This is a genomic window from Streptomyces sp. NPDC100445, from assembly GCF_044759735.1.
Lineage (GTDB): Bacteria > Actinomycetota > Actinomycetes > Streptomycetales > Streptomycetaceae > Streptomyces.
In genome coordinates this window covers 12,233-26,109 of record NZ_JBIVZV010000017.1, presented here as the reverse complement: position 1 = coordinate 26,109, position 13,877 = coordinate 12,233, and the positions used below count along the sequence as shown (strand labels likewise).

Genomic DNA, 13,877 nt, shown 5'->3' with positions numbered 1-13,877 from the left:
CGGTCGCCCGTGCCCCCTCGGGCGGGGCCGGTCACCGGTGTCTCAGTGGGGTGAGCTGCTCGATGTCGTACTTGGCCCGCAGTGCCTCGATGGCCTCCTGGTCCGGCGGGCCGCCGTCGGAGAGGATCTCCAGCAGCTCCTCGAAGTAGCGTTCGTGATCCGGTGGCGGGCTCGCCTGGAAGAACATCCTCGCGGGCGCGTCCGTCGGGTTCGCGAACGCGTGCGGGCACCCGGGCGGTACGACGACGACCGTGCCCGGCGTCGCCCGCACCACCCTGCTGCCCGAACACGACTCCCACTTCCGCCAGTTGTCGGGTGTGCGGACGCGAGGCTCGAAGGCGAGGACGTCCAGCTCACCCTCGAGGACGTAGAACAGCTCCTCGCTGCGGGTGTGCACGTGGGCGCCGACGTCGAAGCCCGGCGGGACCTCCACCTCGAAGGTGGAGGCCATCCGCGAGTGGGTTCCGGTGACCTTGAACGTCACCCGCTGGGCCGGCGTCTCCACGACGCGTCCGTGGCCCGGCGGCACGTACAGTCCCTCCGTCTCCGTCATGGGCCGGTCACCAGGTCACCGGCAGGGACTCGGGGCCCCGGATCAGCGCGCCCTTGCGGAACGGCACCTGGTCCGGCGCCACCGCCAGGCTCAGGCCCGGCACCCGGTCCAGCAGGGCGTCCATCAGCAGTTCCTCCTCCAGCCGGGCCAGCATGCCGCCGGGGCAGTAGTGCGGGCCGAAACCGAACGACACGTGCGGATTGGGGCTGCGGGTCAGGTCGACGGTGTCCGGCTCGGGGAAGACGTCCGGGTCGCGGTTGGCGGCCAGGTAGGAGACGTAGACCGCGTCGCCGGCGCGGATGCGCGTGCCGTGGATCTCCACGTCCTCCAGCGCGATCCGGGACAGGCCCACCGCGTTGCGGTGCGGGATGTAGCGCAGCAGTTCGTCGATCGCCCGCGGGCGGATCTCCGGCTCCGCGCGCAGCCGCGCCACCAGGTCGGGGCGGGTGAGCAGCAGGTAGAACAGCTGCCCGCTGTTGTTGGTGACCGCCTCACCGCCGATCTGGAGCAGGACGGCGAGTCCGACGGCCTCCTGCGCCGTCACCTCGCCCCGGCCCACCGCCGCACCGAGCAGCGAGGTCACGTCCTCGCCGGTGCTGTTCCCGCGCGCGCCGATCAGCTCCGCGAAGTAGGCGCTCATCTCGCGCTTGGCCCGCTCGCTGACCTCCTTGCCGTGCGCGGAGGACAGGATCAGCTGCGTCCACTCGTGCATGTCGTCCCGGTCGCCGGCCGGGACGCCCATCAGCTCGCAGATCACCGCGATGGGGAACGGGCCGAGCACCGCGCTGGTGAGATCGGCGGGCGGCCCGCCGTCGAGCAGCCGGTCCACCAGCGCGTCGAGCATGTCGCGGGCCCGGCCGCGCAGCCGCTCCACACCCTTGGCGGTGAAGGCGGCGGCGACCGAGCGGCGCAGCCGGGTGTGGTCGGGCGGGTCGAGGAAGCCGACCGCGCCCCGGTCGGGGATGAAGTGCGGGGCGAGCCGGGTGACCGGCTTGTCCAGCACCGCCTCCCGGCCGAAGCGGGGGTCGTTGGCCACCGCGCGCACGTCGTCGTACCGGGTGACCAGCCACGCCCAGCCCTCGCCGTTGGGCAGCCGGACGCGGGTGACGGGGCCCTCCCGCATCAGTTCGGCCAGCACCGGGTCGAAGTCCGTCCCGGTCAGGTCGAGCGCCGGCCAGTCCCGGACCGGGGGTACGACCCCGGTGAGGGTCTCCTCCGTCATCGTCCGTCCCCGTTCGGGGAGACCCAGCGGCCCACGGTCATCTCGGCGGTGATACCGGGGCCGAATCCGGCCAGCAGTCCACGGGCCCGGTCCTCGGCGCCGCCCTCGTCGAACAGCCGGCGTAGCGCGTCCAGGACGACGGCGCTCGCGATGTTGCCGTACTCGGTGAGCGTGGCCCGACTGAACCGGAACGCGTGCGGCTCGACCTTGAGGAACTTGCTGAGGTCGTCGAGTATTCGGGGACCGCCCGCGTGGATGATGTAGAAGTCCAGGTCGGACGCGTCCCAGCCGTGCAGTCCCGCCAGGTCCTTGAGCGCCGGGGCGAGCGGCTCCATGGTGGTGGGGACCCGCTTGTCCAGCAGGAAGTGGAATCCGGTGGCCCGGACGTCGTACGCGATCCAGTCCTCCGTCTTGGGGATCAGGTAGGAGCCGTTGCGCTCCAGCCGGACACCCGTGCCGCCCTGCCCGCGCACCACGGCGGCGGCGATGCCGTCACCGAACAGGCCGTTGGAGAGCAGCGAACCGATGCCGATGTCGGTGGGCTGGTAGCACAGCGAGCAGAACTCGCAGGCCACGATCAGCGCGTTGGCGTTCGGGTAGGCCGAGCAGAAGTCGTGGGCCCGGTTGATGGCCGCACCGCCGGCCGCGCAGCCCAGCTGGGCGATGGGGAGCTGACGGGTGGTGCTGTCGAAGTCCATCTCGTTGATCAGCCACGCCGTGAGCGAGGGCATCATGAAGCCCGTGCACGAGACGTAGATGATCACGTCGATGTCGCTGGTGAGCAGCTCGGCGTCGTCGAGCGCGCGCTGGATGACCGCGGGGACCCGGGCCTTCGCCTCGGCCTCGTAGAGCTTGTTGCGGTCCTCGAAGCCCGGGTGCTTGAGGGTCTCCTCGATGGGCTGCACGATGTGCCGGGTCTTCACGCCGGTGTTCTCGATCAGTCGCAGCGCGAGAGGCAGTTGGGGGTGGTCCTCGTGGCGGGAGCGCGCCAGCTCCAGCGTCTCCTCCATCGTGATCACGTGCTCCGGGACCGATACCGAGGGTCTGCACAAAGTCGCCATGAACCGTCCCTGCTTTCCGCGTGCCGACGGGCTCTCGCCCGCCGGTCCGTAGATGGTTCACCTCTGTGGGTGCTCCACCCACCGTCACCCGGGAGGCCCACGATCTCTCGTTGGACTACTCCGAATCGGGGACCCCGGGCACCGCGAGCAGGGCGACTTCCGCCGCCGGACGAGGGAAAACACCCCGCCGGCCGTTAGGACGGCCGGCGGGGCGACGCACGGGCGTGGGAGGGGCCTACGGCGCCCCGCTGCTGTGCGCGATGCAGGCCACGTCGATCCGGTCCGCCAGCTTCGCCAGCTCGATGGTGAGAGCGGCGACCGTGTCCTCGTCCAGCCGCTCCTCCCCGGCGTCGACGAGGTGCAGCCACCGCGCGCCCACGGTGCGCAGCAACTTACTCACGTCGGCCGCGGCCACCTGCAAGGTACCGCGGTCGTCGACGATCAGAGGCAGGGTCACTTCGCGGTTCACAGAACGGGATGTTAGCCGCGTGGTGCTCACGCACCCTGCCAAACCGTGGTGATGTTGCAGAACTCCCGGATTCCGTGCCCGGACAGCTCACGCCCGTACCCCGACCGCTTCACCCCGCCGAACGGGAACGCCGGATGGGAGGCGGTCATCCCGTTGACGTAGACGGCACCGGCCTCCAGGTCGCGGGCGAACCGGTCGACCTCGCTCTCGTCCCGCGTCCACACGTTCGAACTCAGGCCGAACAGCGAGTCGTTGGCGATGAGGACCGCCTCGTCCACGTCGCCGGCCCGGTAGAGCGTGGCCACCGGTCCGAAGGTCTCCTCGCGGTGGACGCGCATCTCGCGGGTGACACCGGCGAGCACCGTCGGCGGGTAGTACCAGCCGGGCCCGTCGGGCCGCTGCCCGCCGCACAGCACCTCGGCACCGCCCCGCCGCGCGTCGTCGACCAGCTCCTCCAGGTCGGTCCGCCCGCGTTCACTGGCGAGCGGTCCGATCTCGGTGTCCTCCTCCAGCGGGTCGCCGACCCGCAGGGCCCGCATCCCGGCGACGAACCTCTCGGCGAACGCGTCGTAGACGTCGGTGTGCACGATGAACCGCTTCGCGGCGATGCAGGACTGCCCGTTGTTCTGCACCCGCGCGGTCACCGCGACCTCGGCCGCGCGGTCCAGGTCGGCGGAGGGCATGACGACGAAGGGGTCGCTGCCGCCCAGCTCCAGCACCGTCTTCTTGATCATCTCCCCGGCCGTGGAGGCGACCGCCCGGCCCGCCGGCTCGCTGCCGGTCAGGGTGGCGGCCTTCACGCGCTCGTCGCGCAGGATGTCGTCCACCGCGCCCGAGCCGATCAGCAGCGTCTGGAAGCAGCCCTCGGGGAAGCCCGCGCGGTGGAAGAGGTCCTCCAGGTACAGGGCCGTCTGCGGCACGTTGGAGGCGTGCTTGAGCAGGCCGACGTTGCCGGCCATCAGGGCGGGCGCGGCGAACCGGATCACCTGCCAGAGCGGGAAGTTCCACGGCATCACGGCGAGGACGGGGCCGAGCGGGCGGTAGCGCACCCGTACCCGGGAGGCGCCGGAGTCCCGCACGTCCTGCTCGGGCGGCTCCTCGTCGGCCAGCAGTTCCTCGGCGCGCTCGGCGTACCAGCGCATGGCCTTGGCGCACTTCGCGGCCTCCGCCCGCGCCTGGGTGACCGGCTTGCCCATCTCGGTGGTCATGATCCGGCCGATCTCCCGCCGGTCCTCGTCCAGCAGGTCGGCAGCCCTGGTCAGCAGCCGGGCCCGGTCGGCGAACGTCGTCGTCCGGTAGGTGCGGAACGTGGCCTCGGCGAGCTGGAGCCGGCGTTCCAGCTCCTCCTCGCCCATGGGTTCGTACGTCTTGAGCGTCTCGCCGTTCGCCGGGTTCACCGTCGCGATGGGCATGGCCGACCTCCCTGGGAGCGGGCTTGTTCCGACCTTCGCGCGCGGCAGGGCCGACCGCAACGCGTGGTCGCCTGTTCAGCCCGAGTGCTCCGCCAGCCGGTCGAGAAACGCCGCCTGCGCCGTGACGATCACCGCACGGGCCCGGTCGGGGGTGAACCACGCCACCCGGTCCAGTTCCGGGAACTCCTGTCTGCGGCCGGAGCGCGGCGGCCACTCCATGGTGAAGGTGCCGGGGACGATCGCCGCCGGGTCGAGGTCCCCCTCCACCGCCCACGCGGTGACGATCTTCCCGTTGCGCTGCACCACCTCACCGAGCGGTACGGCCTCCCCGTCGGGCGGCGCGAGCCCCAGCTCCTCCCGGAACTCCCGCCGGGCCGCCTCCCAGGCAGGTTCGTCCGGCTCGTACTCACCCTTGGGTACGGTCCAGGCACCCGCGTCCTTCTTCGACCAGAGCGGGCCGCCCATGTGGCCGAGCAGCACCTCAGGTCCGTTCGCGGTGTGCCGGAACACCAGCAGTCCCGCGCTGCGCCTCGTCGCACGCACCGTCACGGTGTGACCTCCGGGTGGGCCGCCAGCAGGGCCTCCACCGTATCGGCCTCCTCGGGCCGCTTGTCCTCCCGGTAGCGGATCACGCGGGCGAAGCGGAGGGTCACGCCGGCCGGGTAGCGGGAGGAGCGCTGGAGACCGTCGTAGGCGATCTCCACGACGAGTTCGGGGCGCACCCGGATCATCCACCCGTCGTCCTGGACGGCGAGTTCCCGCAGCCGCTCGGTCTGCCAGGCGAGCATCGCGTCGGTCATGCCCTTGAAGGTCTTGCCGAGCATCGTGAAGGTGCCGTCCGGGGCGCGGGCGCCCAGGTGCAGGTTGGAGAGCCGGCCGGTGCGGCGGCCGTGGCCCCACTCGGCGGCCAGGACCACCAGGTCCGCGGTGTGGACGGGTTTGACCTTGAGCCAGGAGGCGCCGCGCCGGCCCGCGCTGTACGGCGCGTCCAGGGCCTTCACCACCACGCCCTCGTGGCCGCGGGCCAGGGTGTCGGCGAGGAACCGTTCCGCCGCCGGGATGTCGAGCGGGCCGTGGACCACCGTCCGGCGCACCCGCATGGGCTCGGGCACCAGCCGGGCCAGCTCCGCGTGCCGTTCGGCGAAGGGCAGGTCGAGCAGATCACGGCCGTCGACGAGGAGGGCGTCGAAGAACACGGGGGAGACCGGCGTCTCCTCGGCGGCCCTCGCCACGTCCGCGCGCGAACCGACCCGGCCCGCGGTCTCCTGGAAGGAACGGGGCCGCCCGCCGGCGCCGAAGGAGATCACCTCGCCGTCCAGGACGAAGCGCTCGCCGGGCAACTCCAGTGCGGCGGCCACCACTTCGGGCAGCCGGCCGGTGATGTCGTCCAGGGTGCGGGTGTGGACCCGTACCGTGTCGCCGTCCCGGTGGACCTGGACCCGGATGCCGTCCAGCTTCTCCTCCACCGCGCACCCGCCCAGCTTCTCCACGGCATCGGCGACCGAGGAGGCGCTGTGCGCCAGCATGGGCAGCACCGGGCGGCCGACGGTGAGCCGGAACTTTGCCAGCGCCCGGGGGCCCTCGGCGAGCAGCGCCCGGGCTACGCTCTGGAGCGAACCCGCGAGCATCACCGCCCGCCGTACGTCCGCGGGGTCCGCGCCGGTCGCCCGGGCCAGCCCCTCCGCCGCGAGAGCGTCCAGCGCGCCCTGGCGTACCTCACCGGTGAGCAGGCCGAGCAGGAAGCGCTGTTCCGGCTCCGTGGCCGCGCCCAGCAGCTCGCCGACGATCCGGGCCCGCTCCGCCTGGGAGCCGGGCCCGGAGACCTTGCCCAGCTCGGTGAGCCGGGCGTCGACCTCCCGGACGGTGAGCGTGGGCTCGGCGGCCGGCGGGACCGGGCGGCCGAGCACCTTCCAGCCGACCCCGAGCCGGCCCTGCGGCAGCCGTCCGGCCAGGTAGGGGATGACGATCGGTACGTCGTCCGCCTCCGCGTCCCGGAACAGCTCCGCGAGCAGGGCGGTCTTGCGGGACCGTGCCGCCGTCGCGGCCACGTCCCGGGACACCTCGGCCAACCGGGTCAGCAGCATGCAGTCATGGTGCACCGCGGGTGCCCGGCCCACACCCGGGCGGGCGCACCGGCGCATCCGCACGGCGCCGACCACCGCGAGTCCTCCGGCCGGCCGTCGCCCGGTCCGTGCGGGATTGACAAAGCCGCTTGCCGAACCTGCAATACGGGCATGAGCACCGAAGAAGTCCTCGCCGGCGTCGGCCCGCGGCTGCGGCGCGTCCGCAAGGAGCGCGAGGTGACCCTGGCGGCGCTGTCCGAGGCCACCGGGATCTCCGTCAGCACCCTGTCCCGGCTGGAGTCCGGCCTGCGCAGGCCCAGCCTGGAACTGCTGCTGCCGATCGCCGAGGCCCACCAGGTCCCGCTGGACGAACTGGTCGGTGCCCCGCCGGCCGGCGATCCCCGGGTGCGGGCGAAACCCGTCGAGCGCAACGGCCGCACGTTCTGGCCGCTGACCCGCCAGCCCGGCGGTCTCCAGGCCTACAAGGTGCGCGAACCCGAGCGCAGACAGGCCCCGGAGCCGCGCACCCACGAGGGCTACGAGTGGCTGTACGTGCTGTCCGGGCGGCTGCGACTGGTGCTCGGCGAGCACGACGTGGTGCTGGCGGCGGGCGAGGCGGCGGAGTTCGACACGCGGGTTCCGCACTGGTTCGGGTCGGCGGGGGAGGGGCCCGTGGAGTTCCTCAGCCTCTTCGGGCCGCAGGGCGAGCGGATGCACGTACGGGCGCGGCCGGCCCGGAAGTGACGCGTCCCGCTGTTCCCTGATCGGCAAGCGACCGCTTAGTATGCGATCGGACCCGGTCAGACGCAGCAGTCCCCTGGAGGCCCCGCATGCAGGCATGGCAAGTGCACGAGAACGGCGAGCCCGGCGAGGTGATGCGCCTCGCCGAGGTGGAGCCGCCCGTACCGGGCGACGGCCAGGTGCTGCTGCGGGTGCGCGCCGCCAACATCAACTTCCCCGACGCGCTGCTGTGCCGGGGCCAGTACCAGGTGCGCCCGCCGCTGCCCTTCACCCCGGGCGTGGAGATCTGCGGCGAGACCGAGGACGGCCGGCGGGTGCTCGCCACCGCCGCGCTGCCCCACGGCGGTTTCGCCGAGTACGCCCTCGCCGACGCCCGCGCCCTGCTCCCCGCACCCGGTTCGCTGGACGACGCCGAGGCCGCCGCGCTGCACATCGGCTACCAGACGGGCTGGTTCGGGCTGCACCGCCGCGCCCGCCTGGCGGCGGGGGAGACCCTGCTGGTGCACGCCGCCGCCGGTGGGGTGGGCAGCGCCGCCGTACAGCTCGGCAAGGCCGCCGGCGCCACCGTGATCGGTGTCGTGGGCGGCGCGGACAAGGCCGCCGTCGCCCGCGACCTCGGCTGTGACGTGGTGGTCGACCGGCACGCCGAGGACGTCGTCGCCGCCGTCAAGGAGGCGACCGGCGGCCGGGGCGCCGACGTGATCTACGACCCGGTCGGCGGCGCCGCCTACGCGCAGTCCGCGAAGCTGGTCGCCTTCGAGGGCCGGATCGTCGTCGTCGGCTTCGCCAGCGGCACCATCCCGAGCCCGGCCCTCAACCACGCCCTGGTGAAGAACTACGCCATCCTCGGCCTGCACTGGGGCCTGTACAACACCAGGAACCCCGAACTGATCCTGCGGTGCCACGAGGAACTGACCGAACTGGCCGCCCACGGCACGATCAAGCCGCTGGTGAGTGAACGCGTGCCGCTCTCCGCGGCGGCGCACGCCGTGCAGCGGGTCGCCGACGGAATCACCACCGGCCGGGTGGCCGTCGTCCTGGAGAAGGGAGCCGTAGCATGACCGATGCCGAGGAACTGCGCCGCCGCACACAGCAGTTGCTGGCGCAGCATCCGCCCGCGAGCACCGACCGCCTGGACTTCCTCCGGGCCCGTTTCGACGCCGGCCTGGCCTGGGTGCACTACCCGGAGGGCCTCGGCGGGCTCGGCGCCCCACGGTCCCTCCAGGGCGTCGTCGACGCCGAGCTCGCGGCCGCCGGCGCCCCCGGCAACGACCCCCGGCGCATCGGCATCGGCCTGGGCATGGCCGCGCCGACGATCCTCGCCTACGGCACCGAGGAGCAGAAGCGGCGCTGGCTGCGGCCCCTGTGGACCGGCGAGGAGGTCTGGTGCCAGCTGTTCAGCGAGCCCGGCGCCGGGTCCGACCTGGCCGCGCTCGGCACCCGGGCGGTGCGCGACGGTGACGCGTGGACCGTCAACGGGCAGAAGGTGTGGACGTCGAGCGCGCACGTGGCCCGCTGGGCCATCCTCATCGCCCGCACCGACCCGGACGTGCCCAAGCACCAGGGCATCACCTACTTCGTCTGCGACATGACCGACCCGGGCGTCGAGGTCCGGCCGCTGCGCCAGATCACCGGCGAGGCCGAGTTCAACGAGGTCTTCCTCACCGACGTCCGCATCCCCGACTCCCGCCGCCTCGGCGCGATCGGTGACGGCTGGCGGGTCGCGCAGACCACCCTGATGAACGAGCGCGTCTCCATCGGCGGCATGGCCCTGCCCCGCGAGGGCGGCATGATCGGCCCGGCCGCCCGGACCTGGCGCGAACGCCCCGCGCTGCGCACCCACGACCTGCACCAGCGCCTGTTGCGGCTGTGGGTCGAGGCCGAGGTCACCCGATTCACCGGCGAACGCCTGCGCCAGCAGCTCGTCGCCGGCCAGCCCGGCTACGAGGGCTCCGGCATGAAGCTCGCCTTCGCCCGCCTGAACCAGGAGATCAGCGGCCTGGAAGTCGAACTCCGCGGCGAGGAGGGCCTGTTGTACGACGACTGGACCATGCGCCGCCCCGAACTCGTCGACTTCACCGGCCGGGACGCCGGTTACCGTTACCTGCGCTCCAAGGGCAACAGCATCGAGGGCGGGACCAGTGAGGTCCTGCTGAACATCGTCGCCGAGCGCGTCCTGGGCCTGCCGGCCGAGCCGCGCACCGACAAGGACGTCGCCTGGAAGGACCTGGCCCGATGAGTACACAGCCGGATCTCCTCTACTCCGAGGAGGAAGAGGCGCTGCGTGCCGCCGTCCGCGACCTGCTCACGGACCACTGCCACCCGGCCGACGTGATCACCCGCACCGAGTCGGACGCCCCGCACGACGTTGCCCTGTGGAAGCTGCTCGCCGACGGCATGGGCCTGGCCGGTCTCCTGGTGCCCGAGGCCCGGGGCGGCCAGGGCGCCACCGCCCGCGAAGCCGCGGTGGTGCTGGAGGAGCTGGGACGGGCGGTCGCCCCCGTGCCCTACCTCACGAGCGCCGTCGTGGCCACCGAGGCCCTGCTCGCCTGCGACGACGAGGAGTTGCTCGGCCGGCTGGCCTCCGGGCGGACCATCGGCGCCCTCGCCGTCGGCCTGCACCACGGCCCGGACGCCGCCTTCACGACCGTACGCGCCGAGGGAGGCGTCCTGCACGGCGAGTTGACCGGCATCGCGGACGCGGCCGCCGCCGACGTGCTGCTCGTCCCGGCCGACGACGGCGGTCTGTACGCCGTGACCGCCGACGCCGTGACGGTCACCCCGCAGGTGTCCCTGGACCTCACCCGGCCGCTCGCCACCGTCACCCTCGCCGGCGCGTCCGGCCGCCGCGTCGGCGACGCCGGACCCGCCGTACGCCGGGCCCTGCGGGCCGCCGCCGGACTGCTCGCCTCGGAGCAGCTCGGCGTGGCCGACCAGGCCCTGACCGAAACGGTCCGGTACCTGAAGGAACGCAAGCAGTTCAACCGCCCGGTCGGCGGGTTCCAGGCGCTCAAGCACCGGCTCGCCCAGCTGTGGCTGGAGGTGGTCCACCTCCGGGCCGCCGCCCGTGCCGCCGCCGACGCCCTCGCCACCGGCACGGACACCGACGTCTGCGTGGCCGTCGCCCAGGCCTACGCCTCCCCGGTCGCCGTCCGCGCCACCGAGGAGGCGGTGCAGCTCCACGGCGGCCTCGGCATGACCTGGGAACACCCGGCCCACCTGCACCTGAAGCGGGCCAAGGCCGACTCGATCGCCTATGGCACCGCGGGCGCGCACCGCTCGGCGCTCGCGGAACTGGTAGACCTCCAGGCGCCCTGACCGCCGGAGCCCGAAGGGCCGGCCGTGTGACACCACACGAACGGCGGACACGTCAGCGACCCGGACAGACCCTCCGCTACGCCACACTTGCGGCCGAACGCCGCACTTGGGGCGTGGCGGAGGAGGTTCCGATGGCCATTTCCATCTCTGTGGTGCTGCTGCTCCTGATCCTGGCCGTGATCTTCATGCGCAACGGCGCGCTGAAGGTGTCCCACGCCCTGGTCTGCATGATGCTCGGCTTCTACCTGGCCAGTACGAGCATGGCGCCCACCATCCACAGCGGGCTCACCGCGACCGCCGACCTGGTGAGCAGCCTGCGGCCCTGAGGTCACCCGGCGGAGAAGACGCCGATGCCGTTCGGCACCGGACGCTCGGCGCCGCCGCTCGGATGGTTGCGCACCGACACGGCACCGGCGCCGGCGGCCCGGGTGACCAGCTCCGTCGAGCCGCCGCCGTCCAGGTTGAACGCGTCGGAGGCGCCGAGCGACCGCATGGTGGCCGCCTCCTCCGCGACGGTCAGGCCGCCGCGGTAGGCCGCGGAGCCGTCCATCGCCAGGAGCATCAGCTGCCGCCCGCCGCCCTTGTACCCCACGACGGTGCGCACCGCCGAGGTGACGTCGTCCAGTCCGGACAGCGGCGCGCCGCCGCGCAGCACCGGGAAGCCGCCGACCGCGAACGTGTACGGCACCCCGGACGAGGCCGCCACCAGGCTGTGCGTGACGTCCACCGGGTCCCCCACCGACAGGGTGCGCAGCTCCCGCGCGCCTTCCTCCCGGCCCACCAGGACCGTGGTGTCCGCGGGGATCGCGCCGCTGCCCGGGGTCCTGGAGACGGCGGAGACCCGGCCGGCGCGCACCTTCACCTCGTAGGTGTCGGTGGTGCACGGCGCCGACCGCTGCGTGTCCGTGCCGCAGGCGGCCCGTTCCCGGGAGGCGCTGCCCCACTTGGCGGTGAAGGCGCCGACGGAGTTCTCCGGGATCGCGTACTGGTTGAGGCCCTTCAGGGCCAGCCGGCCGTCCGGCGTGCCGACCGAGCCGGACAGGGAGAGCCGGTCCAGCCGGGCCCGCCGGTCGGTGCCCACCCCGAAGACATCCTGCGTGGTCGTCCCGGAGGGCAGCGCGGGACCGAACCGCTGGCCCCTGGGCACCGCCGCCTTGAGCGCCTTCCCCGCCGCGACGGCGGGTCCGACGCTCGCACCGGTGGCCGGCACGCCCGGATGCTGCGTCTCGGTGATGTGGAAGAAGTCGCCGTTGACGCCGGCCACCGCCCCCACCGAGTCCGCCAGCCGGGAGACGGTCGCCCGGGCCGCCACCGTCCCCGGATACAGCAGGTCGACCCGGACGCGCGGGTCGGCCAGGTCGACCGTGAGGAGGTGGGCGCGGGCCTTGCCCGCACGGGCGTCGAGGTCGAACTGCCGGTAGGTCACGCCCGGCGCGATCCGCCGGCCCGCCGGGGCCGCGGCCGCCGGAGCCGCCACCGCCGGCGCCGTCCCGGCCAGCACCCCGAACGCCGTGGCCGCCGTGAGAAACGCTCTGCCCGCTGCCGAACGCCTGCGACGTCGTCCCGTCACCGTGCCCCCTGATGTCTCGTCAACCGTCATTCGGGCAAGGGCAGTGGACCAGAATCGGGCGGCCGCCGGGCCGACTAGGCGGTTACTACGCGAGAACGGGTGAGAAAACGCACCCCCTCGGGTGCCTCCAGGGAGAAGCCGCCGCCCCGCCCCGGCACGACGTCGACGATCAGCCGGGTGTGGCTCCACGCCTCGTACTGGGCGCGCGCCATCCAGAAGGGGACCGGCTCCTCCACGCCCTCCACGGACAGCTCCGCCAGCAGCACGTCCGAGCCGCCGGTGCGGAACTCGCCGGCCGGGTAGCACATGGGCGCGCTGCCGTCGCAGCAGCCGCCGGACTGGTGGAACATCAGCGGACCGTGCTCGGCGCGCAGTCGGCGCACCAGTTCCGCGGCTCGCGGGGTCAGTGCGACGCGGGGGGCGTCATCGTCTTCCATGTCACCGTCCTCGTCCTGGACAGCGGGGGCGTCCTGCCGGTTCCAGTCTCACGGTCCGTCAGCGCGCCGTCCAGGGTGCGCCGTCGTCCGCCCGGACGGGTCAGCGGTGGCCCAGCACGTTGACGACCGTGCCGTTCGGGTCCCGGACGAAGAACCGCCGTACGCCCCATTCCTCGTCGGTCGGCGGATGCGCGATCTCCGCCCCGCGCTCCCGCATCGCCGCGTACGCCGCGTCGACGTCCCCGACCTCGATGCTCAGGTCCGGGGTGACGGGCGCGGTAGGGTCCCCGGTCACGAGAGTGAGCTGCACGGCCGGGTTCTCCGTGGAGGCGAGCGTCACGATCCAGCCGTGGTCCATGACCTCCTCGAACCCCAGGACGCCGTAGAACTCCGCGCTCCGCGGCAGTGCGGACGACCGGACGTTCGGGACGGCACGGCGTACCTGCATGACACGGCTACCGGGGTGGCCTGCGGCGACGGGCGGACGGCGTAGTCCCGGCGGCCGGCTGGGAGGATGGCGGCATGCGCACTCCGTTCCACCACCCGCTCGAGCCGCGGTTCGTCGCGCCGGGCGAACACCCGCTCCGCGACGAGGCGCTGGCCGCCGTCAACCGGGACCTCGCCGCGACCCTGCCCGACCAGCCGCCGCTGTGTCTCGTCGCCTGCCCGGGCGAGCCGGAGGACGAGGAACCGGAACGCGTGCACGTGGCCCTGGCGGACGGCAGCACGCACGGCAACTTCCTTCAACCGGCGTCCTCGGCCGCCGACGCCCTCCACATCGTCGCCGAGGCCGCGCAGGAGACCGTCATGGAGTGCCTGTGGCTGGCGTGGCCGGTGTGCGCCCTCCACGGGCTGGGGACGCACCTGACCCTGGACGCCGGACGGTCGTCCTGGTGGTGCGGCGGTACCGACGGACCGGACGGGCCGGGCCACCTCCACGCGGCGGTGGGTGAGACGGACAGGGTCCGCCCTCCGCGCCGCCCGAACCGCGAGCCCCGCGCGGACGGTACGGCGCACGGACGCCGCTGATC

16 protein-coding genes are annotated in these 13,877 nt (G+C 73.3%); 6 read left to right on the top strand and 10 right to left on the bottom strand.

The genetic code is table 11. The annotated features are described in order from the left end of the window. Positions 1-31 precede the first annotated feature (31 nt). From ACIQVT_RS32155 to ACIQVT_RS32125, 7 genes are all read right to left on the bottom strand, one after another. Positions 32-553: a cupin domain-containing protein gene (locus ACIQVT_RS32155; RefSeq protein WP_403762283.1), complete on the bottom strand. Its 522-nt coding sequence runs from the start codon at positions 551-553 to the stop codon at positions 32-34. A gap of 7 nt (positions 554-560) precedes the next feature. Then, the gene (locus tag ACIQVT_RS32150) at positions 561-1,775 is read right to left on the bottom strand and encodes a cytochrome P450 (RefSeq protein ID WP_403762280.1); all 1,215 of its coding nucleotides are present in this window, start codon (positions 1,773-1,775) and stop codon (positions 561-563) included. Beyond that, positions 1,772-2,836: a type III polyketide synthase gene (locus ACIQVT_RS32145; protein ID WP_403762277.1), complete on the bottom strand. Its 1,065-nt coding sequence runs from the start codon at positions 2,834-2,836 to the stop codon at positions 1,772-1,774. The genes ACIQVT_RS32150 and ACIQVT_RS32145 overlap by 4 nt, the downstream gene beginning before the upstream one ends. A 235-nt stretch (positions 2,837-3,071) precedes the next feature. Beyond that, entirely contained in the window at positions 3,072-3,305 is a 234-nt protein-coding gene (locus ACIQVT_RS32140) for a DUF6213 family protein (RefSeq protein ID WP_403762274.1), read from the bottom strand. 26 nt (positions 3,306-3,331) lie between these two features. Next, positions 3,332-4,717: an NADP-dependent succinic semialdehyde dehydrogenase gene (locus ACIQVT_RS32135; RefSeq protein WP_403762271.1), complete on the bottom strand. Its 1,386-nt coding sequence runs from the start codon at positions 4,715-4,717 to the stop codon at positions 3,332-3,334. A gap of 75 nt (positions 4,718-4,792) precedes the next feature. After that, entirely contained in the window at positions 4,793-5,266 is a 474-nt protein-coding gene (locus ACIQVT_RS32130) for an NUDIX domain-containing protein (protein WP_403762268.1), read from the bottom strand. Continuing rightward, positions 5,263-6,801 carry an ATP-dependent DNA ligase gene (locus ACIQVT_RS32125; RefSeq protein WP_403762265.1) on the bottom strand — a complete coding sequence of 513 codons (1,539 nt, stop codon included), beginning with the start codon at positions 6,799-6,801 and terminating at the stop codon, positions 5,263-5,265. The genes ACIQVT_RS32130 and ACIQVT_RS32125 overlap by 4 nt, the downstream gene beginning before the upstream one ends. A 150-nt stretch (positions 6,802-6,951) precedes the next feature. Here ACIQVT_RS32125 and ACIQVT_RS32120 point away from each other — a divergent pair, with 150 nt between their 5' ends. The 5 genes from ACIQVT_RS32120 to ACIQVT_RS32100 all read left to right on the top strand — a co-directional run bounded on the left by ACIQVT_RS32120 (position 6,952) and on the right by ACIQVT_RS32100 (position 11,165). After that, entirely contained in the window at positions 6,952-7,524 is a 573-nt protein-coding gene (locus ACIQVT_RS32120; protein ID WP_403762262.1) for a helix-turn-helix domain-containing protein, read from the top strand. Between the two features lie 86 nt (positions 7,525-7,610). Then, a complete protein-coding gene (locus ACIQVT_RS32115; protein ID WP_403762259.1) occupies positions 7,611-8,582 on the top strand; it encodes an NADPH:quinone oxidoreductase family protein in 972 nt (323 codons plus the stop codon). Then, positions 8,579-9,760, top strand: coding sequence for an acyl-CoA dehydrogenase family protein (locus tag ACIQVT_RS32110; RefSeq protein ID WP_403762256.1), 1,182 nt, complete (start codon positions 8,579-8,581; stop codon positions 9,758-9,760). Before ACIQVT_RS32115 ends, ACIQVT_RS32110 begins: the two co-directional genes overlap by 4 nt. Continuing rightward, entirely contained in the window at positions 9,757-10,839 is a 1,083-nt protein-coding gene (locus ACIQVT_RS32105; protein WP_403762253.1) for an acyl-CoA dehydrogenase family protein, read from the top strand. The genes ACIQVT_RS32110 and ACIQVT_RS32105 overlap by 4 nt, the downstream gene beginning before the upstream one ends. Before the next feature lie 131 nt (positions 10,840-10,970). Next, complete coding sequence (locus ACIQVT_RS32100; protein ID WP_121790007.1) at positions 10,971-11,165, top strand: hypothetical protein; 195 nt, start codon at positions 10,971-10,973, stop codon at positions 11,163-11,165. Positions 11,166-11,167: 2 nt separating this feature from the next. Here ACIQVT_RS32100 and ACIQVT_RS32095 read toward each other — a convergent pair whose 3' ends face one another. From ACIQVT_RS32095 to ACIQVT_RS32085, 3 genes are all read right to left on the bottom strand, one after another. After that, positions 11,168-12,340: a phosphodiester glycosidase family protein gene (locus ACIQVT_RS32095; RefSeq protein ID WP_403762697.1), complete on the bottom strand. Its 1,173-nt coding sequence runs from the start codon at positions 12,338-12,340 to the stop codon at positions 11,168-11,170. A gap of 143 nt (positions 12,341-12,483) precedes the next feature. Next, positions 12,484-12,846 carry a DUF779 domain-containing protein gene (locus tag ACIQVT_RS32090; RefSeq protein ID WP_403762249.1) on the bottom strand — a complete coding sequence of 121 codons (363 nt, stop codon included), beginning with the start codon at positions 12,844-12,846 and terminating at the stop codon, positions 12,484-12,486. 100 nt (positions 12,847-12,946) lie between these two features. Further along, entirely contained in the window at positions 12,947-13,294 is a 348-nt protein-coding gene (locus tag ACIQVT_RS32085) for a VOC family protein (protein WP_403762246.1), read from the bottom strand. A gap of 74 nt (positions 13,295-13,368) precedes the next feature. On the opposite strand from ACIQVT_RS32085, the gene ACIQVT_RS32080 reads away from it, so the two are divergent. Then, a complete protein-coding gene (locus tag ACIQVT_RS32080) occupies positions 13,369-13,875 on the top strand; it encodes a hypothetical protein (RefSeq protein ID WP_403762243.1) in 507 nt (168 codons plus the stop codon). Positions 13,876-13,877 lie beyond the last annotated feature (2 nt).